Annotated in this window: 20 protein-coding genes and 1 pseudogene; 16 read left to right on the top strand and 5 right to left on the bottom strand. The window is 68.1% G+C overall.

Annotated elements, in window-relative coordinates:
* Positions 1-10: 10 nt before the first annotated feature.
* Complete coding sequence (locus ACZ56L_RS33805) at positions 11-388, bottom strand: hypothetical protein (protein ID WP_471068726.1); 378 nt, start codon at positions 386-388, stop codon at positions 11-13.
* Positions 389-644: 256 nt separating this feature from the next.
* Here ACZ56L_RS33805 and ACZ56L_RS33800 point away from each other — a divergent pair, with 256 nt between their 5' ends.
* Both ACZ56L_RS33800 and ACZ56L_RS33795 read left to right on the top strand, forming a co-directional pair.
* Positions 645-1283: a hypothetical protein gene (locus ACZ56L_RS33800; RefSeq protein ID WP_471068723.1), complete on the top strand. Its 639-nt coding sequence runs from the start codon at positions 645-647 to the stop codon at positions 1281-1283.
* Positions 1284-2514: 1231 nt separating this feature from the next.
* Positions 2515-3099, top strand: a complete 585-nt coding sequence (locus ACZ56L_RS33795; RefSeq protein ID WP_471068720.1) for a hypothetical protein — start codon at positions 2515-2517, stop codon at positions 3097-3099.
* Between the two features lie 30 nt (positions 3100-3129).
* On the opposite strand, the gene ACZ56L_RS33790 is transcribed toward ACZ56L_RS33795, so the two are convergent.
* Positions 3130-3807 carry an HAD family hydrolase gene (locus tag ACZ56L_RS33790; protein WP_471068717.1) on the bottom strand — a complete coding sequence of 226 codons (678 nt, stop codon included), beginning with the start codon at positions 3805-3807 and terminating at the stop codon, positions 3130-3132.
* 414 nt (positions 3808-4221) lie between these two features.
* Positions 4222-5127, bottom strand: a complete 906-nt coding sequence (locus tag ACZ56L_RS33785; RefSeq protein ID WP_471068714.1) for a hypothetical protein — start codon at positions 5125-5127, stop codon at positions 4222-4224.
* Between the two features lie 162 nt (positions 5128-5289).
* On the opposite strand from ACZ56L_RS33785, the gene ACZ56L_RS33780 reads away from it, so the two are divergent.
* The 9 genes and pseudogenes from ACZ56L_RS33780 to ACZ56L_RS33740 all read left to right on the top strand — a co-directional run bounded on the left by ACZ56L_RS33780 (position 5290) and on the right by ACZ56L_RS33740 (position 13719).
* The gene (locus ACZ56L_RS33780; protein WP_471068711.1) at positions 5290-6015 is read left to right on the top strand and encodes a DUF4241 domain-containing protein; all 726 of its coding nucleotides are present in this window, start codon (positions 5290-5292) and stop codon (positions 6013-6015) included.
* A 450-nt stretch (positions 6016-6465) separates the two neighbouring features.
* A complete protein-coding gene (locus tag ACZ56L_RS33775) occupies positions 6466-6900 on the top strand; it encodes a hypothetical protein (protein WP_471068708.1) in 435 nt (144 codons plus the stop codon).
* A gap of 222 nt (positions 6901-7122) precedes the next feature.
* Complete coding sequence (locus tag ACZ56L_RS33770) at positions 7123-7407, top strand: helix-turn-helix domain-containing protein (protein WP_471068705.1); 285 nt, start codon at positions 7123-7125, stop codon at positions 7405-7407.
* Positions 7404-9014 (top strand): helix-turn-helix domain-containing protein, encoded by a 1611-nt coding sequence (locus tag ACZ56L_RS33765; protein ID WP_471068702.1) that lies wholly within the window; start codon positions 7404-7406, stop codon positions 9012-9014. Before ACZ56L_RS33770 ends, ACZ56L_RS33765 begins: the two co-directional genes overlap by 4 nt.
* Positions 9015-9584, top strand: a complete 570-nt coding sequence (locus tag ACZ56L_RS33760; protein WP_471068699.1) for a transcriptional regulator — start codon at positions 9015-9017, stop codon at positions 9582-9584.
* Between the two features lie 528 nt (positions 9585-10112).
* The gene (locus ACZ56L_RS33755) at positions 10113-12506 is read left to right on the top strand and encodes an outer membrane protein assembly factor BamB family protein (protein ID WP_471068696.1); all 2394 of its coding nucleotides are present in this window, start codon (positions 10113-10115) and stop codon (positions 12504-12506) included.
* Positions 12506-12640 (top strand): annotated as a pseudogene (locus ACZ56L_RS33750) (IS21-like element helper ATPase IstB); the annotation flags it as partial. The gene ACZ56L_RS33755 and the pseudogene ACZ56L_RS33750, both read left to right, overlap by 1 nt.
* 181 nt (positions 12641-12821) lie before the next feature.
* Positions 12822-13085 carry a hypothetical protein gene (locus tag ACZ56L_RS33745; protein WP_471068693.1) on the top strand — a complete coding sequence of 88 codons (264 nt, stop codon included), beginning with the start codon at positions 12822-12824 and terminating at the stop codon, positions 13083-13085.
* A gap of 427 nt (positions 13086-13512) precedes the next feature.
* Positions 13513-13719 carry a hypothetical protein gene (locus ACZ56L_RS33740; protein WP_471068691.1) on the top strand — a complete coding sequence of 69 codons (207 nt, stop codon included), beginning with the start codon at positions 13513-13515 and terminating at the stop codon, positions 13717-13719.
* A gap of 278 nt (positions 13720-13997) precedes the next feature.
* On the opposite strand, the gene ACZ56L_RS33735 is transcribed toward ACZ56L_RS33740, so the two are convergent.
* A complete protein-coding gene (locus tag ACZ56L_RS33735) occupies positions 13998-14225 on the bottom strand; it encodes a hypothetical protein (protein WP_471068688.1) in 228 nt (75 codons plus the stop codon).
* 231 nt (positions 14226-14456) lie between these two features.
* Between ACZ56L_RS33735 and ACZ56L_RS33730 the strand changes: the two genes are divergently transcribed.
* From ACZ56L_RS33730 to ACZ56L_RS33720, 3 genes are all read left to right on the top strand, one after another.
* On the top strand, positions 14457-15383 hold the full coding sequence (locus ACZ56L_RS33730) for a hypothetical protein (protein WP_471068685.1): 927 nt from the start codon (positions 14457-14459) through the stop codon (positions 15381-15383).
* Positions 15384-16258: 875 nt separating this feature from the next.
* Entirely contained in the window at positions 16259-16663 is a 405-nt protein-coding gene (locus ACZ56L_RS33725) for a hypothetical protein (RefSeq protein ID WP_471068682.1), read from the top strand.
* A 144-nt stretch (positions 16664-16807) separates the two neighbouring features.
* Positions 16808-18259, top strand: coding sequence for an NF041680 family putative transposase (locus tag ACZ56L_RS33720; protein ID WP_471068679.1), 1452 nt, complete (start codon positions 16808-16810; stop codon positions 18257-18259).
* A gap of 619 nt (positions 18260-18878) precedes the next feature.
* On the opposite strand, the gene ACZ56L_RS33715 is transcribed toward ACZ56L_RS33720, so the two are convergent.
* On the bottom strand, positions 18879-21455 hold the full coding sequence (locus tag ACZ56L_RS33715) for a helicase associated domain-containing protein (protein ID WP_471068676.1): 2577 nt from the start codon (positions 21453-21455) through the stop codon (positions 18879-18881).
* A 62-nt stretch (positions 21456-21517) separates the two neighbouring features.
* On the opposite strand from ACZ56L_RS33715, the gene ACZ56L_RS33710 reads away from it, so the two are divergent.
* Positions 21518-21733 (top strand): hypothetical protein, encoded by a 216-nt coding sequence (locus ACZ56L_RS33710; RefSeq protein ID WP_471068673.1) that lies wholly within the window; start codon positions 21518-21520, stop codon positions 21731-21733.
* Positions 21734-21966: 233 nt separating this feature from the next.
* On the top strand, positions 21967-22206 hold the full coding sequence (locus ACZ56L_RS33705) for a hypothetical protein (RefSeq protein ID WP_471068670.1): 240 nt from the start codon (positions 21967-21969) through the stop codon (positions 22204-22206).
* The last annotated feature ends 218 nt before the right edge of the window (positions 22207-22424 follow it).

Here is a 22424-nt window from a genome sequence, read left to right as displayed (position 1 = left end):
TCTGCGACGGCTACGCCGCCTCGGTGAGACCGGCCGCGAGGGCGCGGGCCGCGGCAGGCAGGTGCTTGGAGCGGGCGTCGACGAGGTCGCCCGAGAAGACGGACTTCCAGTACGGGTGAGTGTTCACCTCGATGGACAGTTCCAGGATCCGGGCCCGGAGCGCGGCGACCTCTTCGGCCTGTTCGTCGGTCCAGCCGGGGGAGGCGGGGAAGACACGGTTGCGCAGTTCCCCGGTCTCGGGGGCGATGGTGCGGTACTGGCTGGTGTGCCCCTCCGTAGGTGCCACGGACCAGGGGAGAGTGCTGTACAGGTCGGCGAGTGCTGCGTGTGCGTGGTGGAGCTGCTGCCGTGCGGTGAGCAGATCAGTGGGGAAGGTGCGCGAGGTCATACCCAGATCGTAAGCATGTTCGATTATGTTGGGTGGGTGGGCACCGACCATGTCACCCATCCGCCATCCCCTCCTCCCCCTTCTGCGCATCTGACCAGCGGTCCCCGTTTTTTCATGGGCGAGCCGACCACGTGCTCGACCGCCAGCCCTTCGGTGCCCCGGTTAAAGCCGGCGGATTCTGCACCTGCCGGGACGGCGGGGCGCTCGGCGGGTGACGATGACCGGCGACACACAGCAGCGAGCAGGGGAGGGCGACATGCCCATGGGACGCAAGGGGTGCCCGGTGGCGACCGTGCTGACGGTCGAGGAGCACCGCCGCCTGGCGGAGGTCGAGGTCGGGGCCAATCAGCTGGAGGACTTCACGTGGTGCGAGCTGGAGCCCGGCACCCACGAGGGGGACTGGCACTACGCGGAAGGGCAGGCGGGCAACGACGGCATCTGGTGGCTGCGCTGGAAGTCCGGCGCCCGCGAGATCCTCAGCATCCCGTACTGCCCCGTCCAGGAGGAACACTCCCAGGGCCGGCTTCTGGCCGATGACCGGGCCTCGTGCACGCTGTTCGAAGGGCACGCCGGCAGGCACGACTTCGAGTACGGGGTCGAGGCGAATCCGTCGGGCCTGCTGCACCGGGCCCTGACGGTGGGTGACCTCCGCAAGGCTCTGGAGGGCCTGGACGACTCCACGGCCGTCCGTGTCGGAGCCGTCAGCGACGGCGTCCTGCCCGCGACCGGAGCCGAAGTCCTCCTCCAGGCCGTCGCCGAAGGAGCCGGATCCCGCACCCACCTGAGGTGCGAACTGGACGACGTGCTCGTGCTGCTCATCGGCCTCAACACGATGGCGCCAGGCGACCGGCCAGAGCACACGGCGACCAACGCGCCGCGGGGGCTGCCGGTATGAGCGAGGCCTTCCCCGGGTACGGGCCGGTGCGCGGTGATGCCGTCCTCGTCCTTACCGACGCCACCCCAAGACGCGACTGACCGATGACGGGTGACCGATGACCGGTCACCGCCCCAGCCGGGAGTTGCAAGGGCCGGTCACGGCGTTGACGTGCTGCTTGACCGATCGCGGGAGACGGTCCGGTCACGCCCGGCCCGCCGATCGGTCACGAGTTCTGTTGGGCAAGCCCTCGCCGCGGAGGGCTTGCCCAGCGTCCGGGCCGCCGGGCGGGACGGCCCCCGAGTTCGTGGCGTCACTGTCTGGGAGGCGGTGGCCGGAGGCCGTACCTGCGGTGGGATCTTGCCGGGCAAGCCTGAGCAGTGGGGCAAGCCTTAGGGGAGCCTGGGCAAGCCTTCCGTGTGGGCGGGCTTGCCCAGGACAGACGGCTCGGTCAGCGGTCTGCGCAGCTCTGCACCGGCTGTAGGCCGCACCTGGCCCAGGGGGTTGCACCGGAGGGGGGCTGCAGAGGTGTCTGGAGGGGTGCACTGGGCGGGGGACCGAAGGGGTGACCGGCGGTGGGACCCCCCGCATCTGGTGATCTTGCATTCGTGCAGCTCAGGGGCCGTGGGCAAGCCCCCTTCGTAAAACGACACCTCTTTGTCCGCGATAGCCGGACCAAGAGGTCTGTCCCGTGTCCGGGGGGCGGCGGCGCCGCGCCGAGTCCGCGATGAACGAACGCATGCGTGCGGCCCTGCACAAGATGGGGGACGGACCGGGGCCGGCCCCGGTGCAGCGCGGCCCAGCCCCCCTGATGGTCCAGGAGTTTTGGGCCGCCGTCGCCCGCACCGGCACCTGAGCGGATTGACCACCCGCTCGACCGCCAGGTCGACCGGATCCCGGTACAGCACCGCTCTCCCTCTCCCCGTCCACGGCCGCGCTCGTGGTGGCCGTCTGCTCCCTGCCGGGCGGCAACTGCAGGAAGAGGAGAAGCGGAGCGCGGGGTGGGAGGGACGTGTGGCCGGCGGCGGCTGCCGGACGGGTCGCACATGCGGGTGGCAGTCCGGGCAACAGCCTGAATCCAGTGCTGGCGGCGGTGGACACTCGCGCCCACGCGGATGAGCGTGGGCCTGGACGCGAAAGAACTGAAGGCGGGCACGGAGGGCGTGGATGCCGTGGCTGACCCCGACGGGCCTGGCAGCCGAAGCGCTCGCCCTACTGGACCGGCTGCTGATGTGCTGGACACAGGCGGAGGATGAACCTGTTCGACTCTGCCGCGCACTACGCCGACTACGAGGACGAGCCCGGCGGGCTGTCCCGGCTGGAGAAGAAGATCGCAAAGTTGGCGCCGCGCCCGCAGTGGGTGATGGAGCGGGTATGGACCCCGGACGAGGCGCACGACGCCGCCTACGCGAAGGACAGCGTGACCCTGGGAGGCCGGCGGCTGCACCCGCGCGATCTCGACGCGTACACCACGACTGCCTACGAGCTGGCCGCACTCACGGACGAGGACGACGACTTCGACCCAGGCGACCTTCAGGACGAGGCCGACCTGGTCGGCGGGGACCTGGACGCGGCCCTGTCCTGGGCAGCGGCGGGCATGTGTGCCCTGCAGCAGTCCCTGCCGTACCCGTTCCGCGACGTCCTGCTGTACGGCGACACCGACAACCGGCCCGCGTACCGGCTGGTGTTCGCCTACGCGACGCTGCTTAGCCTGAAGCATCCGCGCAAGGCCGCTCCGTGGTTCACGGCGATGGTGTACTTCAACCCGATGGACAACATGGGCGCCCGTTTCCTCGCCCCGAGCGGCCCCGGGGAAAGCCCGCCGTGCACGCTCTGACGACCCGTCTCACCGAAGTTTGACGGCCCCTCAGCGAGGTGCTGGCCAATCGCCCAGGCCCGCTTGCCTCTCCTGCAAGGGGGACGAGGCGACCTCGTTCACGATGGGGGCGACGAGCTGGCGAAGGTCGGCGATGTCTCGGTAAAGCACCGCGATCATGCCGGCGTGGCGGGCGGCGTCGACGTTCGTTTGGCTGTCGTCGACGAAGGCGCAGCGGTGAGCGGGGACACCCGCGTGCTCGGCGGCGATCTTGTAGATCTCGGCGTCGGGCTTGGCGATGTGGATGCGGGAGCTGTTGACCACGTAGTCGGCCAGGTCGGTGAGGCCGAGCTGGGCAAGGTCGTCTTCGAGCCAGACGGTGGCGTTGGTGACCAGCACGACGGGGATGGTGCGGCGGACCTGACGGATCAGCTCGACCACGTGCTGGTCCGCGCGGGACGGGGCGTGGGCGAACGCGGTGGCGAGATCTCCCGCCTTCTGGGCGGGGATCTTGGTGGCCAGGGCCTTGGAAATGGATGCAGCCCACTGGGTCCGGCTGATGCGGCCCAGTATCAGCGGCATGTCCCGCTCAGGGGCGAACGCGATCTCCATGGTGGTGCCGGGAGCGATCCCGGCGGCCTGCTCCTGGCGGGCCACCTCGTCCAGGTCGTAAAAGCGGATGACGTTGTCCAGGTCGCACAGCAGGGCATCAAACGCGAGGTCGCTCATGGCCAGTGATCATGTCAGAGCACCCGACAGCACCCGGTTCTTGGGCCTTCTGCAACACCCCGCCGGCTCCCGATCACATCGACGCACTGTTTCGGGTTTCACCCTGGCGAAAAGACGGTGGCCAAACTTCGGTGAGACGGGTCATCTGACGACCTGGCCCCAGGGGGGGGCGTCTCCAGGACTGTCACGGCGGGTGTCACGCTGACTGTCACGGTGGCCGATATCCAGGGTCTGACCTGCGGATACCTGTCAATTTCCGTCCTCGCTCCGGCCGTGACAGTCAGCGTGACACCCAGGAGCGGCTATGGATATCGCTTCCTCACCCGCACGCAGGCCGGGCTCCTTCGCCACCCCTCCTTTCACCGGCTGCGCCCCGGCTTGGCGCCCGAGCACCGCTGAGCCAGCCAGGCCGGTTCAGCGCATTGTGTACGTGCTGACCCGGTGGCGGGCGGTGTGCCGCTCCAGCTGTGCGCGCACGCCCGGGTCGCGGAGGTGGAGCTCCTGGACGTGCAGCAGCGTCGCACCGTCCCCGGTCGGCGGGCCGGGCGGCAGCAGCCCTATCTGCTGTGCGATGCCGTCCTTCCACCCGCCCGGCGCCCGGTGCCCGACGAGCTGGCGGACGACCGCCTCAGTGCCCAGGCAGATCACCTTGCGGCGGGCCTGGAGACAGCCGCGCAGGACCTGACGCAGCCCGACCGGCGTCTTCGAGGTGAGCTCGACCTCGACCGCGAACAACAGCTGGATGTCGGGGCGGATGACGACGAGGTCGGGCCAGTGCACCGACCGCACCCCCAACGGCACCGCCAGGGTCTCCCCACGGTCCGCTCCGACCGGCGCCAACTGCGGTGCCCCGACATCGGCCAGGAACTGCGCCGCCCGCCCGACAACGCCGTCGGCGGTGCGCCCCTCGCGCCCGGTGAGCACGACCGGCTGCCCGGTGCCGGCCTCCTGGCGCACCCCGGCATCCGCCAAGGCGAGGCGGTGCAGCAGCCGTTCGCTCGGAGGGTGCGGTGCTCCCAGCCCGGTGCCCGAGAGGCGGGCGCCGCGTTCCGTCGTCCACACCACCGTTCCCGCCCACCGGGTCTCCGCGGAGCGGAACAGCAGCCCGGCCTCCGTCATCAACCGCACCCGCGTGCGGGCCGCCTCCATCTGCCCGCCCCAGCACGCGGCCGCCGCCTGCCGCAACGTCAACGACCCGTACCTGGTGGCTAGCGCGAGCAGCTGCTCGTCCGCCACCGTGCGCACCCAGCCGTCGCCCCGGACCTCCCCGGCACCCTGCGAGGTACGGCGTCGTGCCGCGCGCTTCCGGTATCCGCTCACCCGCGCCGCGTCCTGCCCCGGCTGGCCTTGTCTACGAGTTTGGGGTTCTGGCACAGATCTTGGGGATCGATAACGGGTTGTAACGGTGCACGATGTGTCGGTGTCAGTGGGCCCATATACGTTCGCTTGGCTGCCCGGCCGGGTGGCGAGGAGGGATGAGACATGAAGCAGGTCGGGGACGCGCGACTGGCAGCCGGGCCTGAGGCCACCTGGTACCTGGAGGCGGTTTTCACGCCCGGTGCACACCTGGGGACGGTGTACGACGACCCGACCACACCCGTCGTGGTGACGAGCATCGAGGAAGTGACCACCATCCGTGTGCCCAGCGGCCGTCTTGTAGTCGATGCGCCGTGGGACGACGAGGACACCGCGAAATACGAGCGCGGCTTGCCCACGAGGCCCCCGCGGGAGCTGGCGGTGCGCATTCCCCCGGGCGTCCACCGGGTGGAGATCGCGTGGACGGCGGGCCCGTACGAGTTCTTCGGCGAGCACTTCGACGGCGTCGAGTGCGCCGCCACGCGCTTGCGCATCAGCGATACCGCTGTGGTCGGGTGGGAGATGGGCCTGGGTGTCGACGACGACATCGACCGGCTTGAGCCGGGCGAACGTCCCCGGTTTGGCGCGGACCACAATGTCGGCTGTTTCGCTGACGCCGGCGCGTGGACGGCCTTGTCCGCGCCGTTCCGTACCTGTGTGAACGGCAGTTGGGTACCGCGTGGCAGCGGAGAGCTGCCGGGCTGGTGCGACCGGATAAGCGACGAGTCGCAACAAGCCGATCTGGTGACATTCTCGGCGCAGTCAGGCGGGGTCGTCTGGTTGGGGCGGACTAAGACCGGCGATGTAGCCGCGATCGTCGTAACCAGTGGCATGTCCGGAGCTAAGGCGTGACGTTGTTGCCGCCTTTCCCTGTCCTGCAAGTCGATGGGACGGTCCGGGCTGCCCGTTTTCACTGGAAGGAAGCGGACACCCCCTCAAACGAGGGTCTCGACCGGCGGGTGGTCGACATCGCGGTGCCCTCGTCGGTCGAGGAGAAGAGACGCGGGGGAGGCCCGCGAAGAGGGTGCGGGGCCGTACGCTCGTGATCGTTGCTGCGCTCGGCAGCACACACCACAGGGGAGGGGAACCCGATGACGCGCAAGGACCCGAACTGGGATCTGCACGAGGACATTACGCGGCGCCGCCGGGACCCGGGCTGGGGTCTCGTCCCCGACAGCCGCTGGGACTGATCCCGCAGCATCCGACAACAGCCGGCCCGGTCCCGTGGGTTTCCCTGCGGTACCGGGCCGTGGCGTTCCATGGCGGCCCGTATCCACAGGGTCGGTACGGAACGCTTCTCGGATGGAGAACACGACACCGGGCCGGTCCCGGAAGAAGATGAACCGGCGGGCACAGCGTGCCTGCCCGGCGCACTACCACCCCCGCAACGACGACGACCGCACGCTGTTTGCCGCACGGTTCCCGCAGGGAGGGCTGCCCGCGCAGGTGCGGTTCCTCCTGGACCGGGAGGACTGGACGCTGCCTATGCTCGCGTCGCGGGCATCCCTGACGCGTCTGACGGGCCGTCTCCTCGCCCGGGGGTGGCGTTTGCCGGTCGGGCCTGGTCCGCGGCGTGAGGTCCGGCGCCTGGTCGCGGACCTGGTGTGCCCGGCCTGCATCGCCGACCGCCGCCGGGAGCAGCAGGAGGAGCAGGCGGCGGACGAACGCCGGGCCCGCCGTGAGGAACTGCGTGCCCGCCGCCGGGCGATGGAGGAAGCGCGGCACCGCGAAGACTGAGACGCAGAGGTGCAACGGAGGGGTGAAATGCACCCCTCCGTTGCACCCCTGATCTGCGGGTTCTCTGTGAGACGCCGTGACGGGAAGGGCGGTTCAGGCTGGTGTTTCGCTGGCAGCCGCCCGCGAAGCACCCTTGCATCAAGATGAGTTAAAAAAGGCATGAGTAAGCTATGTATCAAAAATCCATGCGCTCTATGCATGATTTGCCGCTATGGTAGGTCTATGGGAATGAGCTTGGAGGAGTCGCTGCGGCTGACCGTCGCAGCGCTGATGCAGGCGACGGGGGAGTCGCAGCGGGTGGTCGCTGAGGCGTTGGGGCTGACCCAGACGCAGGTCTCGCGCCGTCAGTCCGGTGCCGCCTCGTGGCAGTTGGACGACGTCGACGCGCTGGCCGCCCACTACGGGGTGCGCCCGCTCAATCTCCTGGACGGGCCGACGAAGGCGTGCGAGGCGCTGCCCGCCGACCGGCTGCGCACGACCGGCCAGAAGAAGGGAGTCGGCCGATGAGCGGCTTCGACGCGATCGACTCGCTGCTGTCCTCCGTCACCGAGCAGGCCACTCTCCCCGAGCCGGGGGTGCGCCGTGAGCTGCGCGAGCGCGCGCACCTGTCCCGGGCGCAGGTCGCGAAGGCGCTCGGGGTGAGCCCGTCCACGGTGTCCGGCTGGGAGTCCGGCCGTGACCCGGGCGGGGAAGTTCGTACCCGGTACGCGTACCTCCTGGACGGTCTCGCCGCGAAGTTCGCCGACCAGGCCCCGGCCGTGGAGGACGACGAGGACCAGGCCGACACCGATCCGTCTCCCGAGGACACCTCCACCGAGGCCGCGCCCGAGGACGACGAGCGGGCGGACGACGTCGACGTCCTGGCGGTGCCCGAGCCGTGCGTACTGTGCGGCAACCCGGCCTCGCACCGGATCGACGGCTTCGCGCAGCACCTCGATCCCACCGACTGCCGGACCGCTCCCGCTGCTCCGGTCCCGGCTCCCGCTCCGGCGGAACCGGCCACCGACGCCGACGTCGTTACCGCCGCGTCCCGTACGGCGGCTGCCCCGACGTCGGCGCCGCCGGTCCCGGCGCGTGCGGCCCGTACGAGCCGTCCGGCCTCCCGGCCGACGGCACAGCAGAAGCCGCGGGGGCGGGCGTTCCAGGAGGAGTCCGGCCCCGGTGACCTCATCGTCCAGGCCGTCCAGGCCGCCTTGTCCGAGCACGGCGGCGACGTCGAAGAAGCCACTGCCGCTCTGGTCAAGCGGGCGATCCCGGACGCGATGGCGCTGCTGGACGAGACCCGCAAGGGAGGCCGGTACGACGTCGTCGCCCACCCGGCTTTGCCGAAGATCCTGCGCAAGCAGACCTCCAAGGGCGCCGACCAGGTCTGGGAGGCCCGCCCGAAGTGGACCCGGCGCGCACTGCCGCCGGGGGCGCATGAGGTGGTCGCGCTCGACATGAACGCCGCCTACCTCTCCGCGCTGAAGACCCACCTGCCGATCGGGCAGCTGGAGCACTCCACCGGCTTCGACTTCGACCGCCGCCGTGCCGGGGTCCACCTGATCACCCCGCCGGCCTGGGAGCACGAGGACGTCCTGCCCAACCCGATCGGCAACCGGGACGAGCCCGGCCCGCTGTGGGTGACCGAGCCGACCCTGCGGCTGCTGCTGCGCCTGTCCGGCCCCAAGCACCGGCTGTGCGACCCGCCGGAGATCCACGAGTCCTACACCTCCGGCTCGACCGAAGGGCTGCTGGAGAAGTTCCGCACGACGCTCACCGAGGCCCGCGCCCAGGCGCTGGCCGAGGGGGACGAGGCGACGCTGGAGTACGTGAAGGCGATGTACTCGAAGTTCGTCTCCACCCTGGGGGAGTCGAACTACAACCGGGAGATCTACCGCCAGGACTGGATGCACCTCATCCGCTCCCAGGCGTTCGCCAACCTGTGGATGAAGGCGTGGAAGGCTCATGAGGGCGGCCTGCACGTGGTGCGGGCGATGGGCACCGATGAACTTCACGTCATCGGCGACTGGCACCAGGTCTTCCCCGAGGGCCGGGGCGTCACCGAGGTCAAGGTGAAGGACACGTACACCGTCGGCACGACCGCCGACGGTCAGGCGGGGGAGGGGAGCTAAGTGCCCGAGAAGAACATCGACTTCGGCAAGTTCGGGGCCAGCGGCATCAAGGGCGGCGACGCCCTCGCCCGCCAGCTCGACCGCCTCGCCCAAGGGATCACCACCCCGGTCACCTCCAAGCGCGGCTGGACGGCCCGCCTGAATTACCTCACCCGCACCGACCACGCCCGCCAGGCGGCGAAGGCCGCCGGCCTGACCGTCACCGACCGCACCCTCAAAGCCTGGCGCGAGGGCAAGCGTGCTCCGTCCCGGGCCAGCCTGGAGAAGATCGAGCGCGCGTACACCGCCGTGCGACGGCAGAACGTCGCCAAGCATCTCCTCAAGCGGCTCAACTCCGGGGGCGGGACCCGGGTGGAGATCCACCCGGTCAACCAGTCCCAGGTCGACCAGCGCCAAAAGCGCGTCGTGGAGTACCGCACGATGAACGTCCGCCGCTGGGACACGATCGTCGGCTCCTGGGCCGCCAGCGACCACAGCGGCCTCGAAGCGGCCTGGGACGACGTCATCGGCGATCTCGGCTCCAACTGGGGCCAGTACGAGTACGTCACCAACGTGGGCTTCGCTGCCTGATCCGCACACTTAGGTGTTTGCTGGCGATCACGCTGTTCGGCGCCTTCGGCTTCGCCCTGACGAATTTGGCAGGGTTTGGTTGGCAGGTGTCCGGCCATGGGGTTCGCCAAGGGTGGCGATCGTGTCAGCCGGAGCGATGACCAACCGGTTGCCGCCCGCGCGCTCCTCGTGCATGGCCAGATGGTTGGCGCCCAGCGCCCTCGTTGCTTGGACGATGAGCAAACCTTCTATACGGCGCTGGCTGAGAGCGGTCCGCGCGGCGATGCGGGCGTGCAATAGATCGGCGAGAGCCCTGAGTGCGGTTGTGGAGACGCGCGCGAGGGCGGCTATTACTGCGAGGTGCCAGATCTCGTTCATGGTGGCCGCCTGTTCTGACGTGGTGGTTTTTCGCATTCCGGTGTGCCGAGATGCCGTTGATGCCACAGTGGGGGTCACTAGGGTTGTCCGACAGCGTCTTCTAGCCGGTGCTCTTCTGACACAGCTGAGAGCGGCATGTGCGGAGAACTGGGAATTGTCCGGAGGTGGGGGATGGCTCAAGATGGCAGTGCTGCCCGGCGGGGGCGACCTTGGGGAGAAATCCGCGCTTCCAGCCAAGAGCTCGCTGACCTCGCGCAGCTGCTACGCGAATTCATCAAAAGCGCCGCGCGTCCGCCGACCCTTTTCGAGCTTCAGACCCCACTGAAATACGGCCACTCCCGGCTCAGTGAGTTCTTCGGAGGCAAGTCCTTGCCCCCTTGGCAAGTGGTCGAAGATCTAGTCGAAGCCACAGTGCCGGAGCCGCAGCGCCGAGAACGGCTCCGGGAAGCCCGCAGGCTGTGGGAAGCAGCCAGACGATCCCCTATCTCGAAGACGCCGGTGGTGATCTCTCCCAGCCCTGCTGAAAAGCGTCAGGTCGAATCAGTGGGGCAGCAACTAATCGACGCGTTGCACACGGTGGCCGAGGTGGAGCGGGCGAAAGCGAAGGCAGAGAAACTCACCATGTGGCTGCTGTTCGTCATCGGCGGGCTCCAAGAAGAGCTTCGTCATGTACGGCAAGAACGGGAGGAACTACGCACGGCGGGCGGAACGCATACCGCTGAGTTGGTCTTGGAGCGACGCGAGGATCAGATCCTCACCCTGTACGCACGTGCCGATCAAGACTGGCACCAGGCCCGAGAGAAAGCCGCGGCGGCCGCAGAGCTATTGCAGACCGCACACATGCTGCTGCTCCGGATGCAGGAACAAGTGGCAGAACTCAACGCCCGTGGCGCTACCGTGCCGCACGCCGCCACCCCGCCCGCCGAGGTGTACGCCGCAGTGCCGGGGGACGCGCAGATCGCCGACATGCAAGCTGTCCTGGAGCGCTCCGACATCTTACTGACACAGACCGGAGACGATCTGGAGCGGCTGCGCAGCACAGTGAACGAACAACTTGCCCTCACCGACGAAGACACCGATGTGCAATCGGCTGAGGTCCCCCTGTCAGAGCCTCCGGACAACTCACTCACCAGCCAGGACGGCCCGGACATTGTGCGGCGTACCGCTCTCGGCAGCGCTGAGGGTGACGTGGCGCCGGATAAAGGGCCGACGCGGCGAGCGGTTCTGTGGTGGGCAGGCGGCCTGACCACCGGTGCGGGCGCGGCTGCCTACGCGGGCACACAGTGGCTGGGAGCAGGCTCGCGACGCCCGCTGCCGCCGACCGGAGCGTCAGGCGGCACGGGGAAGGCGTCCCCCAGCGCCCCTGGGGTGCGAAAGTGGGCCTGGAACTACCGGACGGGCAGCAAGATCTACATGCGACCGACAGTCGCTCACAGCACCGCTTACCTCATCGATGCGGCCGATGAAATTTATGTCAATCCCAGTCCGGTTAGTGCCGCCCATTTGAGCCTCGACGATTCGGACAAGCCGTTCCAAGCCATCGATCTCACCAATGGGAGTCTGCGGTGGAGAGCTGCCGGCACAATGCCAGTAGGTGCGGTGATTAGCGATCCGCCGGTGGTAGTGGATCGAACAGTCTTCACCGAAACCCCCACGGCTCTGGTGGCATTGAACGCAACGACGGGCGAAGAACAGTGGCGCTCAGCCCAGATTGGTATGCCCCTTCAGGGGGCTGACGGAGTCGTATACGCAAGCAGCCCCAACGGCTGGCTCTATGCCTTGGACGTCCGGACCGGGGATCGCACCTGGAGCAGCCGCACCAGCTCCTGGGGGGGAATGTCCAACCCATCGTTGCTCTCGGATGAAACGATCTTCGTTCAGGACGGCCAACACGTCCTCTTCGCGGTGGACTCCAGAAGCGGCAGCACCCGCTGGAAATACGGGGCTCCCCAGCACGACGACCCTCTCCGCCTCGCCCCCGGCCGCATCCTTCTGCCACGCAGCTTCGACTCGGACGCCCTCCTGCGCATCAGGGCAGTTGCCACCACCACGGGCAAGACGGTCTGGGAGAAGCCGGCCTTCGGAGCAATCCACTGGCCTTGCACCGTCGCGGGCAACCGGGTGTACCTCACCGATGACAGCGGGACCGTCAGCGCGCGGGCCAGTGCCGACGGCGAACTTGTATGGAAGAGCTCGGTCGGCGGCACACCGTCCCTGGAGTGGAAGTCGAGCGTGACTGTCCGCGCCTATGCTGCCCCGGCGGTGGCCAACGGACGGGTGTACGTCGGTACCTCCTACGGTGTTCACGCCCTGGACCTTGAGACGGGCCGCAAAGAATGGCACTGCCCCACGGGCGGCCCGGTCATCGCACCCCTTGTGGCCACCCGCGAAACGGTGTACGCCGCAAGTCAGGACGGACAGCTGTACGCCATGAACGCGCGCACCGGCATTCTGAACTGGACCGCGCGGACTGCCGGCCCGCTGGTCAGCAGCCCCGTATTGACGACTGGTTGGCTTGTGGTCGGCAGCGTCGATCGACACCTCTACGGAATGCGCCTGAGCTGACTGCCCCGAGAGCCGGGCTCTGCGCGGCCATCGTCGACCGGCTCACCTTCAACGGCGCGGTCATCCAGATCGGCACCGAGTCCTACCGCCTCGCCTACACCACGGCCCAGGCCGAACGTGCCCAGGCCGGATGAGCCCCGGCCCCCGCCCCCTCTGCCTGCCGGGCGAGCACGAAGCGGGCCGCCGTGGCCCGGTGGCGGCGTCTGCCACGGTGCAGACAGTGAGGCGCACGACTGCGGCGGAGACTATGACCGCGGAGACCGGAGCTTGTGCGGGGACGGCGGCGGGCTGCCAGGGCGACGGTGGCGCAGGTTCGTGGCGGAGGCCGCCACCCTCAAGGCGGAGCGCGGCGAGGCCGCAGCGGAGCGAACCGTCGCCGCCGAGCCACAGGCCGAGGAGAGTGCGCTTACCGCTGCACTCCGGGCGCAGGAGATGCCCGACGCAATCGCGGCCGGGGACGACACGCGCATGATGCACGCGTTCGTGGAAGTGATGGGGGAGAGCACCGGATCGGTCACCGCCCGCATGCAGGCCCTGGCCGAAGCCGTCGAGGACAACCGTCGCAGCACCACGGGCTGACCACTTGTCGCACGACCACGAGCGGGGCCCGGGGCGCGTCAATCGCCCCGGGCTCGGCCCTGTTTCTACCGCATTCGGGGACTCGCAGCTGCGCCAAGAAGGGCCCTCCCTATAGGTAGGGGGATTTGTCGATGGACATAGCGGGTGCAGGTCAGGTTCCGCAGGCCCTCCGGACCGGACCACGGGGACGAGTTTCAGCGAGACGCGATGAGAGGGACCCGCTGGTGGGGCGATCGCGGCATGCGGGCGGTTCCCTCGCTTGGGGGAGGCCAGCGCGGCGCAGACATGGGTGTCTTCTCCCAAGGCCGCCGGATCCCGGTACTCTTAGCACATCCGTTCGATTTCTGTGTGGCTTCTGGGTGGCCGGGTGTGACTAACAGTCAGACCCCGACCACCCACACCCCGCACATCGAGCGAAGGGAAACTCATGACCGGAAACAGCGAGAAGCCGAAGTCCGAAGAACCAGAGGACGGAGGCCCACCGCAGGTCCGGGGTGAGAGTCGTCGCACCGTTCGCGAGGTACTGCTCGCCGGCACCGTCCAGGCCCTCCTGGCTGGTCTCGCCGAAGAGGCCGCGCTCTGGATCGTTCAGTGCGCGGTGTGGCTGTGCGACATGCTCGCCAGCCTCCTGTAAAACGCGAGGCGCCCCCTGGTGGTGAGACACCGAGAGGGCGCTAGAGGTGCGCATTTCTACACCCGCGGCGGTTCCTGTCTGGCATACCTGGCTTGGCAGGGGCCGCCGTTGTGATGACTTCAGACCGTCCGTCGACCGTGGCCTGCCTCTTCAAGGGGCCGCCATGAGGGCGTCGGGTCTGCGGCCTGGGCGAGGCCGAACGTCACCTTGCACACTGTTTTACAAATCGTAATAGGCGCGCAGACCAACTGTACCGGGCTCTCGCCCGGGCGGGCTGGTTACGGCCGGGGCGGTAGGCGGTGGGTGCGGCGCTCGTGGAGGTGGGTGCGGCGGTCGGTCCACCAGGTGAGGCGGTCGCGGGAGTTCTGCGGGAAGACCCTCTGGAGGATGCCGAGGACCAGGCCCACGAACAGGAAGCTGATGGCGCACCAGAGAGGTGCGCCAGCCAGTACCTGGACGAGGCCGCCCGTGCCGAGCAGGCCCGGTATCAGGTTCTGTGTGGTCATTGGCGGGGCCCTTCGCTCGCGGGGAAGTGGTACGACCAGCGAACCGGAGGGTGAGGGTGTTGCCCGAGAGGCCAGCGCGGATTGCCTGGTGAGGAAGATATTGCGGGGAAGGCAATGGGGTGCTGGCAAAGGGGTATATCCGAAGCAGGGCTGCGCCGGAGCGGGCGGTGGTCAGTGCCTCCCCTTCCTGAAGGGCAGGACAGCCGGGACGGGACCGGGGGGGGGGAGGACATGACCAGCAACGAGAAGCCCCCCAGCGATCCGCCGCAGGGCGAGACGTACGGGGACGCCGTGAAACGTCTCCTGAAAGAGGCAGGGCAGACACAGGAGCAGTTTGCTGCGGCCAAGAACATGACCACGACCAAGGTCAGCAGAGCCCTGGATAACAAGATCACCACGCACTCCCCGACCGACGCCTTCCACAATGCTGTGCTGGCCTTCCTCCGCCTTGACAAGGACAACGAGAAGGCCCGCTATCTGAAACCCCTCTACGAAGCCGCCCGCAACGAAGGGGGGAAGAACTACTGGGAGGACGAGTCCAGTCGGTGGATGGCAGATGCCAAGCGGTTGGAGGCCGAGAGCAGCTGGTTGTGTCTGACGGTCGAGGACTGCGCGTTGCGTGTGGAGGCAGCGATCCAGGATCGTGACGCCGCGCGGGGAAGGCTGGGCGAGCTCCGGGAGCAGCTCGCTCTCCTCGGCGCCGAGATGGAGCGCCGAGGCAAGCACCTGGAATCCGGGGCAGCCCGCTCGTCAACAAAGATGGCAGCTTTGGAGGATCAGTTGCGCCTCGCAGGCCAGGAACTCCGCGACGCGCGCGCGCAGGTACGGGCTGCCATCACCAGCAGTGCCTTTCTGCTGAGGCTCGTTCAGGACCAGCAGGAGCAACTCACGCTCACCGGGAGATTCATCCACGCGCTCGAAACGCAACCGACCGACCAGCACAACCCGAACCAGACCTGGGGGCATGGCGACAGCATGCGCCCCCAGACGGACCGGCCGGCGGCGCGAGGCTCCCGGCCGTTCACCAATCCGGACGACATTCGCGCGGACCCACTGCGAGAGGACGAGTACGAATCCGTCCTGGACTACGCCGACGTCGAGGCGTCCATTGCCGAGATGCTGAACCGGAGCACCACCGCCGACTGCGCAGCGAGGTAGCACCGCCTGCGGGATCGGGAGGACGGAGGCGCTCTGCGGTCTGGAAAGCGTCACCGGCCGTTTCTGCGCGAGCCGCCTTCAGGCTCTCGCGGAGTACGTCGAAAGGGACGGCGGTCTTCTTGATTGATGTGCGTCGTGTTTTTGTCACTGTGTGGGCGTCAAGTGGGTGCACCGCTGTCGGGTCGTGGTGGCCGGATGTGAGAGGTACGGCCCCGCGCCTGACTGCCAGCGGGTGCACGTCGCTGGGCGACGGGGGTTAGAACGACGGGGTCTCGGTTCCGCCGTGCCTTCGGCGTTGGAACTGTTCCCGAGTGATGTGGCCGTCTCTGAAAGCCTTCTCCCAACCAGCCTCAGCATGGTCTTCATTGGGATCTTGCTCGCGGAAGTCGGCTTCCCACCCATCCGGGTCGTGACTGGGGTCCGGCTCTGTCCATGGGCCAGGTTCGTACGACAGGCCATAGTCAGGACTTCCAGGGCCGTATTCGTCTTCTTTCCTGCCGTGAGCCATGTGGCCTCCCCGCCCTTCGTCCCGAGTGCCGTCGAGCCTACGGCCAAGCACGGTCCTGCGCCGTGCGACCGAGGAAGATTGAGGTCGTGGGCGTCGAGGTCCGGGTGTGGCGGCGGGCATCGAGACGCTTAAGCCGCCACCGGACCTCAGCTTGATCCTTAACCTCTGAGCCGACTGTGTGATCACTTGCCAAAGCGATTGCAGGGCCGACGGTGGCCGGGACTGACGTCCTTGCGCAGGCGTCACATTTCTTCATTCCACCCCGGGCTCCCGTGCGGGTGTACAACCAGCTAGCGTTGCTGATGATTCGGGCACGTGGGATGTGAGGCGTGAGAAGGGACTCCTGACTCATGGGACTGATGCGGAAATGATCATCATCCTGGCGTTCATGGTGTTTACCCCGCTGGGTCTGCTGTCCTACGCCGTCGGCAGGAAGTCCTCGCCGCGTATCGGCTGGTTGTGTGCTGCGATTCTGATCGGCCTGCCAACAGCATTGCTTGTCGGCGTACTTGGCCCCTGGGGCAGGCCGGACGCCACGCCGCAGCCTCAGGTCAAGTACGGCAACCCGTACAAGCCCGGCTCTGTCGAGTACGCCCAGTACAACCGGGGCAAGGACATTGCCGCTGCACTTGCCAAGCAAGGAAAGAATCCTGGTTCCGGCATGTCGGACGATGTCGGCCTCTGGTGTGCGGATCAGTTGGCCCCTGTCGTCGGAAGCAGGGATGCGATCCCTGAGGCGATGGAGCAGGGATGCCACGAAGGGGCCGGGTAGCACTGCCGTTTAGGCCACTCAGCTTGATCCTCAATGCTGGTCTGGACAATCACTCTTTGGGGTGGGCGCCGCTCATGGAGACGGCATTCCTCGCGAATCTGAATTCTGCTGAAAGCTCAGTTGAGTTCATGAGGGGGACGTGGGATGAGGGTGCTGGAGCCGGTCCGTGAAGGGACAGCGTTCGGGGAGCTGTCCCGCTTCCGAACGGCTTTCTACGGGTGCCTGTCCGCGCGGGCCGACGCGTTCTTCGAGCTCACCGACGCGTTGTTGTGTGCGGACGGTCCGACCCGGACGCCGGTGGAGTTGTCGCTGCTCGCCGAGCACCAGCGCGGCTACGGCTCGCTGTACGGCGCTCTGAATCATGGCCGCCTTGACACGAACGCCCTGCGCGACCTGCTGGTTTCCCTGCCGCTTCCGCGGTTCGACGGGCGGATCGTGCTCACGGTGGACGTCTCCCCGTGGCTGCGGTCGGACGCCGCCTGCTCGCCGGAGCGGCTGTTCTGCCTGGTCCACGGCCGCAACGGCCGCTCATCGGACCATGTGGTGCCCGGCTGGCCGTACTCCTTCGTTGCCGCGCTCACCCCGGACCGCACCTCGTGGACACAGGTCCTGGACGCGGTCCGCCTGGGGCCCGTCGACGACGCCGCGGCCGTCACCGCAGACCAGTTGCGGGCTGTGGTCAATCGGCTGATCGCGGCCGGCCAATGGCAGCACGACGACCGGGACATCCTGGTCGTGATGGACGCGGGCTATGACGTGATGCGCCTGGCCTGGGCACTGCGCGACCTGCCTGTCGAACTGGTCGGTCGTCTGCGTTCGGACCGTGTTCTGCACCGTCCGGCGCTCTCCCGCGAGGAGTACTACCGGGCCCACCCCAAAGGGGGTCACCCGCCCAAGCACGGTAAGGAGTTCAGCCTGGCCAGGCCCGCGTCGTGGCCGGAGCCCTCCGTGGTGACGAAAAACGACACACCTCGCTACGGCAAGGCCGAGGCCCGCGCCTGGGACCGGCTGCACCCCCGGCTGAAACAGCGGTCCGCGTGGATCGACCATGACAGCGACCTTCCCCTCGTCGAAGGAACGTTGATCCGGCTCAACGTCGATCATCTGCCCGGCGACCGCGACGCGCCGCCGGTCTGGCTGTGGTCCTCCGCCACCAGCGCGACCCCGGACGACGTCGACTTCATCTGGTCGTGTTACCTGCGCAGATTCGACCTTGAACACACGTTTCGCCTGTTCAAGCAGTCCCTGGGCTGGACCCGACCACGGCTTCGCGACCCGCAGGCGGCGGACCGCTGGACATGGCTGGTGATCACCGCGCACACCCAGCTCCGTCTTGCGCTCCCACTCACGGCTGACCGGCGCAAGCCCTGGGAGAAGACCACCCGTCCCGGCGCTGTGCTCACCCCGACCCGCGTTCGGCGCGGGTTCAGGAACATCCGCCCCCAGCTGGGCAGTCCTGCCCGTGCACCACAACCCACCCGGCCGGGGCCAGGCCGCCCGTCCGGCTCCAGAAACCGACACACAGCCACCCGCTACGGCGTCGGCAAGACCATCAAACGCCCCGAGACCATCACCGAACGTAATCAGCGATGTTAAGGAACAAGCTCAGAAGCCGTCCCGCTTCTCCTTGATCCGTGACGTGCTGTGAATGCGGCTGGCGCCTCGGAGATTCGTGCCGCCGCGACCTCTGGATTACACGGGTTCGTTGAACGGCCGGACCCCCTGTCCAGCCTCGGGGAACAGCGGTACAGGGGCTAACTGAATCGTTTCAGAATGAGATTCGATGACGCTCGTGCACGCTGCCGGAACCGCCCTCGCCACTCCCGTAGCAGTGGGTCTGGCCTGCACTCTGTCACTGCGGGGGCGGCGCCCCCTCTTTCGGTTCGCCGCCGCCCCCGCCGTGGGCGTCTTCTGCCGGGGCGCGGGGAGTGCGGGAGGACTCCCCGGCCTGGACCGGCAGTGGACGCGGCGGGAGCCGCCTTCTCGGTGAGGTGGCTCCGGCCCTTCACAGTGGTCGGTCGACCGGCCCGGGGGCAGGGAGCCAGAAGGTGCTCGCAACCGCCGCCGTCTCAACCGGGCGCGGGTGGAGAACACCTTGTCCGGAGCATAACCGCGCCCGCGACGGTGCGACAGGTGCGAACAGGCCGCACCGCCAAGCCGTCCCGCACCTCTTCCGCCGCCCGCTCCGCCGGCCTGCTGGTGTATGCATCCGTGCTCATCGCGCCGCTGCCTTCTTCGCCGTGGTCCACCGCATCCCCAGTGCGTCGAGCTTGGCCCGGCGTTCGGCGGGGAGCTTGTCGGCACGCTTACGGATGTTGTCCAACACCATCCCCAGCTTCACGTCCACTACTCCAAGGCCGCCAGCACTGCTCTGAGCGCCTCCCGGCCCGCCGTGCATCTCCACGGACTCCACATGCTTCCTCGGCACCTGAAGGTGCCCCTCACGGGCATGGAACGCCTGCGCCGCCGCGAGGTTGAGCATCCACTTGTCGTCCTGCGTCCGCTTCACCGGCCGCTCCGACTCCTCTGCCGGTTCGAGACCGAGGGCGTTCTCCAGCAGCCACTGCTGCGCCGGTTGCAGTGCGTCCCACCCGAACCGGCACCCCTGTACCCACCGTCCGAGGTCCTCGCCCTGGACGACGACTTCCCCGGCGGTCATCGGCATGCTGCCGCCGTGCTCCAGGTGGTTCTGTACCAGCCGCAGGCAGCGCTGCCAGCCCGCGTCCCACACCGGCGCCCACCCAGGATCAATCTCATCCAAGGCGTCCCGCCGCTCCTGCGACAACCCCCCGGCCGCGGGGCCCTCCGGCAGCCCTGCCTCCAGCTGCTCCGCACGGGTATCCGCGAGCCGGGCCGCCGTGCGCAGGTTCTTCGCCCACGTCCCGATGGGGTACCCGTCCCACACGGCGGTGGCCGGCGGGAGGAAGTGCCCGTGCTCGGCAGCCCAGCGGCGGGCCACGGCGAGCCCTTCCTCGAAAGCGTGGTCCTGGTGGGCCCACACCACCCCGAGCTTCTCCAGCTCCCGCACCCGCTCCGCGGCCAGGTCCCCAGCCCGGTAGTTCTGGCGCTGCTTCTTCAGCCAGGTCCCCAGCGGGAAGGAGCCCGGCGTCCACTCGGCTGGCGTGACGTAGTCGTACGGGACCTTCAGCTCCCCGTTCTTCGCGACCTCCTTCGCGTACCGGGCCGCGGCCGCGAGCCCGGACCGCCAGTAGTCGGTCTCCGGATGCAGCACCCGCAACGCCACGAACCGCGCCACCTCCGCCGGATCCCTTGGCGTCGAGAACTTCAGCAGCTCCCGCGCGGGCGCGCTCGGACCCTGCGCCTCACGTGGCTGCCCCTGGACCTCCGCGTCGCGGTCCTCGTCGATGTCGTCGCCCTTCCAACTCCCGGCCCGGGGACGGGAATCGGCGAGGGCTTCGATCACGTCCGTGTCGTGGGCCCGCAGCGCTCCGAGGACCTTCGCGAGGGTCTCAGCCCCCGGAGACGTCAGCATTTCGTCCGGACTTTCCCCCGGAGCAAGGAAAACCGGAACGACCAGACTGGCAATTTTTCCGTCGCCCGGCTGCATGCGGAGAGCCCTGCCAACCATTTGCACGATGTCGACCATCGAACCCTGCGCATCACAAAAAGCGACAGAATCACAGTCCTTGGTGTCGACGCCTTCACCGAGGACGCGCACGGACGCGATCATCTTGAACATCGCCGGATAAGCAACCGTGCCGCCTTTCCCGTCGGGCACCTCGATCACGTGCGCTGCGAACTCCTCCAGCTGCTCCTTGCGGTAGACCGGCTTGTGCTCCCCGTACAGCCACGACGCCCACACCCGCTCCGGTGCGTGATAGCGCTTCGGGTCCTCTGCGTACAGCCGCGCCGCGACACCAGGCAGGCCCTCGGCCATGGCCTCGGCCTCGCTGACCCTGGAGTGGAAGGTCAGGCACTTCCGCAGGTTCTCGTCCGCAGCAGCCGTCAGCAGCCCGGCCTGGAGCGCCGCGAGGCGGGCCCCGCGTACGAGGTCCGAGCCCCGGTCCCCGCCGGCCTGCGCCGCATGCAACTCCGGGTCGGAGATATCGACACACACCACCTGGTAGGGCGCCACCAGACCCCTGCTGATCGCCTGGGACAGCGTCAGCTTCCACGCCACCGGCCCGAAAATCGGTGACCCGTCTTCCATGCTTGCCACCAGCCGCGGAGCCTCCCGCCCACCACGGCGCGCGTCCTCGGCGGACTCCCAGACCCGGGCCGTCGCCGTCATGTACAACCTGCGCACCGCCGGGATCTTCGACTGGTCATGCACGCCCGCCCACGCCTTCTCAGCGTCCCCCGAGGTGCGGTGGGCTTCGTCCACGACCATCAGGTCAAACGGCTCCAGGCCGATCTCATGCGCCAGCTGAACGGCCGTCGTCGCGGTCGCATAGGTCGAGAACACCGTCATCAGGTCCTCGTCCTGCACCCAGTACAAAAGCTCCGCCGCCTCGGTCGTGCACGGCATCCCGCTGGACGCCGCGACCTTCGCCTCGCACGCACCGACCATCGCCCCCGCACGCCCCGCCCGACGCCACTCCGCGGCCATCTGCGCCAGCAGATCCACCGTCGGCACCAACACCAGCACCCGCCGCGCGTTCAGCCGCTGCGCGGCCACCGCAGCAATCCGCGTCTTCCCCGACGCCGTCGCCGCGATCACCTGGCACCGCAGCCCTTCCTCCGGCACGCGGGAGCCGGCCGGGAGCTGGAGATGGCGCAGCACAGCATCAACAGCCTCGATCTGATGCGGACGAAGCTCTTCCTTCGACATGCGGGTCCTTCCCTGGGGCATACGTGGTGCACGTTGTCCGAGCAACCAGTCGGGGGCCTGCCATGGATCTTGCGATCACCATCTTCGTCACCATCCTCGGTGCCGGATTTGCGCTTTCCGCACGAAGGCTTGCCCGAAAGAACAAAGCGAACTCGGCCCGGCTTGGGCTGAAATTTGATCTCAGCGAGAACGGTTACATTTGGATGTACCGAATATTTGGTTCTTTCTTCTGGATAATGGGAATCCTGGCTTTAACAGGTGTCATAAAGCCTGGTTAGTATCGGTAAGTTTCCGGACTGGTGATGGTCCGTGCTCTTGGTCCAAGGTAGCGGGCCTAGAAGGATGACGCACAGAGGTTGGGGGGAGTGACAGGAACTGTTCGCTACTGGTGGCGCCGGGGATGCGGGTTGTCCGGTTCGGCTTGCCTTTGACCGTGCTACCTCGCTGACTCGCGTCCGGGGTGTGCGTGCTTTCGAGGGGCGAGGGCACATGCCTCACCAAGGAGGCCTGTATGAGAGAACTGCCCAACCGTAAGAGCCCGCAGTGGGCCAAGCCTGGAGCCAAGTGGATCCCCTGGGTCTTCTGGCCGATGCTGGCAGCCGGCACTGCGATGCTGGCGTGGGGCCTAGCTAGCGGCAAGGAACCCGGGATGCTGGTCAGCCCGGCCTGCTCCGTTTTCGTATTCGCCTGGGTGCTGATCCACAACCGCTCGGTCAGGCGGAGGAACCGCCAGCAGAACCCCGCCCCATAGCCAGCCGCCCGCGCCGCGGGCTCAACTCGCCTACCGAGTAGGCGAGTTGCCAGCGCGGAGCGCTGGAGCAAAGGGAGGCGGAGCCGACCGCCCGGAGGACGCTCCGCGTCCTCCGGTTGCGCAGGGCCACGGAGTGGACCGGTAGCCCGTATCGCGGAGCGATACGGGAAAGAGCCGCGTAGCGGCTCCGCGTCGTGTCTGCGGAGCAGACCGCGCGC

The organism is Streptomyces sp. NPDC039736 (assembly GCF_055596485.1).
This window is presented reverse-complemented; position numbering and strand designations above follow the sequence as displayed.

What these genes read in the sequence shown, in the direction of transcription:
- ACZ56L_RS33805 (WP_471068726.1), bottom strand. Translation starts at nt 388, where the DNA reads ATGACCTCGCGCACCTTCCCCACTGATCTGCTCACCGCACGGCAGCAG.
- ACZ56L_RS33800 (WP_471068723.1), top strand. Translation starts at nt 645, where the DNA reads ATGCCCATGGGACGCAAGGGGTGCCCGGTGGCGACCGTGCTGACGGTC.
- ACZ56L_RS33795 (WP_471068720.1), top strand. Translation starts at nt 2,515, where the DNA reads ATGAACCTGTTCGACTCTGCCGCGCACTACGCCGACTACGAGGACGAG.
- ACZ56L_RS33790 (WP_471068717.1), bottom strand. Translation starts at nt 3,807, where the DNA reads ATGAGCGACCTCGCGTTTGATGCCCTGCTGTGCGACCTGGACAACGTC.
- ACZ56L_RS33780 (WP_471068711.1), top strand. Translation starts at nt 5,290, where the DNA reads ATGAAGCAGGTCGGGGACGCGCGACTGGCAGCCGGGCCTGAGGCCACC.
- ACZ56L_RS33775 (WP_471068708.1), top strand. Translation starts at nt 6,466, where the DNA reads ATGGAGAACACGACACCGGGCCGGTCCCGGAAGAAGATGAACCGGCGG.
- ACZ56L_RS33770 (WP_471068705.1), top strand. Translation starts at nt 7,123, where the DNA reads ATGGGAATGAGCTTGGAGGAGTCGCTGCGGCTGACCGTCGCAGCGCTG.
- ACZ56L_RS33765 (WP_471068702.1), top strand. Translation starts at nt 7,404, where the DNA reads ATGAGCGGCTTCGACGCGATCGACTCGCTGCTGTCCTCCGTCACCGAG.
- ACZ56L_RS33755 (WP_471068696.1), top strand. Translation starts at nt 10,113, where the DNA reads ATGGCTCAAGATGGCAGTGCTGCCCGGCGGGGGCGACCTTGGGGAGAA.
- ACZ56L_RS33740 (WP_471068691.1), top strand. Translation starts at nt 13,513, where the DNA reads ATGACCGGAAACAGCGAGAAGCCGAAGTCCGAAGAACCAGAGGACGGA.
- ACZ56L_RS33735 (WP_471068688.1), bottom strand. Translation starts at nt 14,225, where the DNA reads ATGACCACACAGAACCTGATACCGGGCCTGCTCGGCACGGGCGGCCTC.
- ACZ56L_RS33730 (WP_471068685.1), top strand. Translation starts at nt 14,457, where the DNA reads ATGACCAGCAACGAGAAGCCCCCCAGCGATCCGCCGCAGGGCGAGACG.
- ACZ56L_RS33725 (WP_471068682.1), top strand. Translation starts at nt 16,259, where the DNA reads ATGATCATCATCCTGGCGTTCATGGTGTTTACCCCGCTGGGTCTGCTG.
- ACZ56L_RS33720 (WP_471068679.1), top strand. Translation starts at nt 16,808, where the DNA reads ATGAGGGTGCTGGAGCCGGTCCGTGAAGGGACAGCGTTCGGGGAGCTG.
- ACZ56L_RS33715 (WP_471068676.1), bottom strand. Translation starts at nt 21,455, where the DNA reads ATGTCGAAGGAAGAGCTTCGTCCGCATCAGATCGAGGCTGTTGATGCT.
- ACZ56L_RS33710 (WP_471068673.1), top strand. Translation starts at nt 21,518, where the DNA reads ATGGATCTTGCGATCACCATCTTCGTCACCATCCTCGGTGCCGGATTT.
- ACZ56L_RS33705 (WP_471068670.1), top strand. Translation starts at nt 21,967, where the DNA reads ATGAGAGAACTGCCCAACCGTAAGAGCCCGCAGTGGGCCAAGCCTGGA.